The organism is Dietzia cercidiphylli, from assembly GCF_014145145.1.
GTDB lineage: Bacteria > Actinomycetota > Actinomycetes > Mycobacteriales > Mycobacteriaceae > Dietzia > Dietzia natronolimnaea.
In genome coordinates, this window is sequence record NZ_JAALEA010000154.1 from 1 (window position 1) to 3,081 (window position 3,081).

3 protein-coding genes and 1 pseudogene are annotated in these 3,081 nt (G+C 70.9%); all 4 read right to left on the reverse strand.

Translation table 11 applies throughout. The annotated features are described in order from the left end of the window. Positions 1 to 161: pseudogene (gene murD / locus G6028_RS06220) on the reverse strand (UDP-N-acetylmuramoyl-L-alanine--D-glutamate ligase); the annotation flags it as partial. Continuing rightward, positions 158 to 1,252 (reverse strand): phospho-N-acetylmuramoyl-pentapeptide-transferase, encoded by a 1,095-nt coding sequence (gene mraY / locus G6028_RS06225; RefSeq protein ID WP_182658350.1) that lies wholly within the window; start codon positions 1,250 to 1,252, stop codon positions 158 to 160. The gene mraY and the pseudogene murD, both read right to left, overlap by 4 nt. Further along, positions 1,249 to 2,763, reverse strand: coding sequence for a UDP-N-acetylmuramoyl-tripeptide--D-alanyl-D-alanine ligase (locus tag G6028_RS06230; protein WP_182658351.1), 1,515 nt, complete (start codon positions 2,761 to 2,763; stop codon positions 1,249 to 1,251). Before G6028_RS06230 ends, mraY begins: the two co-directional genes overlap by 4 nt. Further along, positions 2,760 to 3,081: glutamate ligase domain-containing protein (locus G6028_RS06235; RefSeq protein ID WP_422110522.1), on the reverse strand; the 322-nt coding region annotated here is incomplete at its 5' end. The genes G6028_RS06230 and G6028_RS06235, both read right to left, overlap by 4 nt.

The window sequence follows — 3,081 nt, forward strand, 5'->3', positions numbered from 1 at the left end:
AGTTCGACGGCCTCCGGTCGCGAGTCCGCCACCACGGGCTCGGCGCCGAGCGCGTGGAGGATCCGGACGGCCCCCGGCCCGGACACCCCGGCGCCGAGGACGAGCACGCGGGCGCCGGCGAGGTCGCGGATGTCCATACGCTCTCGTGTCACGTCGGTCATCCCGTCGAGCTCGCGAGCCAGTCACCGTAGAACAGCGCGATGGCCAGGCCACAGGAGATGGCCACGAGGAGCCAGAACCTGATGGTCACGGTCGTCTCGGCCCATCCGCCGTTCTCGAAGTGGTGGTGGATGGGTGTCATCCGGAACGGACGACGGCCGGTGGTGCGGAACGCCGCGACCTGGATGAGCACCGAGACGAACTCGATCACGAAGACCGCGCCGACGACGACCATCAGGAGTTCGGTCCGCGAGACCACCGAGACACCGGCGACGATGCCGCCCAGGAACATCGACCCCGTGTCGCCCATGAAGATCTTGGCCGGCGCCGCGTTCCACCACAGGAAGCCCAGGCACGCCCCGAGCGCGGCGGAGCACACCACGGCGATGTCGAGGGGATCCCGGACCTGGTAGCACCCGGACAGGTCCACCCCCTCCGCCGTGGAGAAGCACGAGTACCGGAACTGCCAGAAGCTGAACACCACGTAGGTGCCCATGACCATGGCCATCGAACCGGCCGCGAGCCCGTCCAGACCGTCGGTGAAGTTGACCGCGTTGGACCAGCCGTAGACCAGGAGAACGATGAAGACCAGGAAGACGACCACCGGGAAGGTCACGGCGACGAAGTCCCGCACGTAGCTCAGCGACCTGCTGGCGGGGGTCAGCCCGTCGTCGTTGCGGAATCCCAGGACCAGGATGCCGAAGGCGAGCGCCGCGAGCACCTGACCGGCGGTCTTGGACAGGATGCCCAGACCCTTGTTGTGCCGCTTGAACACCTTGAGGCCGTCATCGATCATCCCGACCACGGCCAACGCGGTGGCCAGTCCGAGGATGAGCAGGCCGGAGGCGGTGAACCCGCCACCGCCCACCGTCACCTGCCCCACCAGCCCGGCCACGATGTACCCCAGCCACACCGCGGCGAGGATCGCGATCCCGCCCATGTTGGGGGTCCCGCGCTTGCTCATGTGCGACTGGGGGCCCTCCAGGCGGATCTCCTGCCCGAAGCCGTGCCGACGGAAGTAGATGATGAGCACCGGGGTGAGGAAGATGCTCACGACGAAGGCGACGATGCCCGCGATCATGATCTGGGTCATTCGGACTTCTCCTCACCACGCGACGCGAGCAGATGCTCCGCGACGCTCCACAAGCCCACGGCCGCCGAGGCCTTGACCAACACGATGTCCCCCGGCTGCACGCGCTCGTCGACGATGGCGGACGCCTCCTCGGCGGTCTCGACGTGCTCCGCCTCCGATCCCCACGAGCCCTCCTGCACCGCCCCCTGGAACAGTGCGCGCTGGGGTCGACCCCGGCCGACCACCACGAGTTGGGACACGTCGAGCCGCACGAGGAACCGCCCGATGAGGTCGTGCTCCGTCACCGAGTCGTCGCCGAGTTCCGCCATCTCGCCCAGGATCGCCCAGGTCCGGCGGTGTCCCCCTCCCGACCGGGCCATCACCGCGAGCGACTTGAGCGCGGCCCGCACCGAATCGGGGTTGGCGTTGTAGGAGTCGTTGATCACGGTGACACCGTCGGCGGTGACCCGGACGTCCATCCGCCGGGCGGAGGCGGCCCGGGCGGTGCCGAGAGCGGCGGCGACCGCGGCGACGTCCATACCGCAGGCCAGACCCACCGCGGCGGCCGACAGGGCGTTGCCCACCTGGTGCTCCCCGTGGACGCGGAGGGCCACGTCGGCCTCGCCGTCCGGGGTCACCAGCCGGAAGGAGGCCCGGACCTCGTCGTCGAGCCGCACGTCCTCGGCGCGGAGGTCCGCGGACCGGCCCGTCCCGACCGTCACGACCTCGGCGGACGTCCGCCCGGCCATTCCCAGGACCCGGTCATCGTCGGCGTTGAGCACCGCGACCCCTCCGTGGGCCGCATCCGGCAGGGCCTCGACCAACTCACCCTTCGTGGCGGCGATGACGTCACGCGACCCGAACTCACCCAGGTGCGCGGTCCCCACGTTGAGCACCACACCGATCCTCGGGGGCGCGATCTCCGCGAGCTCGCGGATGTTGCCCGGCGCGCGGGCACTCAGCTCGAGCACCAGGAAGTCCGTGGACTCATCGGCACGCAGGGCGGTCCAGGGATGGCCGATCTCGTTGTTGAACGATCCGGGCGGCGCGATGACCGTCCCGGCCGCGGAGAGAACCGCGCCGATGAGGTCCTTGGTGCTGGTCTTGCCCGAGGAGCCGGTGATCCCGACCACGACGAGCCCGTGGTCGGCGACCAATCTGTCCACGCTGGCGCGCGCCAGGGACCCGAGCGCCGCGAGCACCGCCGCACCGGACCCGTCGGAATCCGCGGCCAGGACCATGGCGTTGGTCACGCGCCGGTCCACGGGGGGCACCACGATCTGCGCGCCCGCGCCCTCGGGGACATCGGTGACCTCGCGGGCGACCAGCGCCGCCGCCGCACCCGCCTGCAGCGCGCGGGCGACGAACTCGTGTCCGTCGACCCGCTCGCCGGGGAGTGCGAGGAACAGTCCGCCCGGCTCGAGACGACGGGAGTCGAACTCGACGGAACCGGTGACCGCGGTCGAGGGGTCGCCGCCGACCAACCGACCGCCGACGATCCCGGCGATCTCGCCGAGGGTGAGGTCGATCATGAGGTGCTGTCCTCCGTCTGGACCGATGGGTCGGTGTAGTGCATGCGTCTGATGATTTCCTCGGCCGCGCGGGCCCGGTCGTCGAAGGGGAAGACCGCGCCGTCGATCTCCTGCCCGGTCTCGTGGCCCTTGCCCGCGATCACCACCGCGTCGCCGGCGCGGGCCCAGTCGATCGCCGCGGCGATCGCGGCCCCCCTGTCCCCTATCTCCTCGATGCGGGTCCCGTCGGGGGCGGCGGACTCGGCACCGGCGCGGACGGCCTCGCGGATCGCGGCCGGGTCCTCGCTGCGCGGGTTGTCGTCGGTCACCACCACGAGG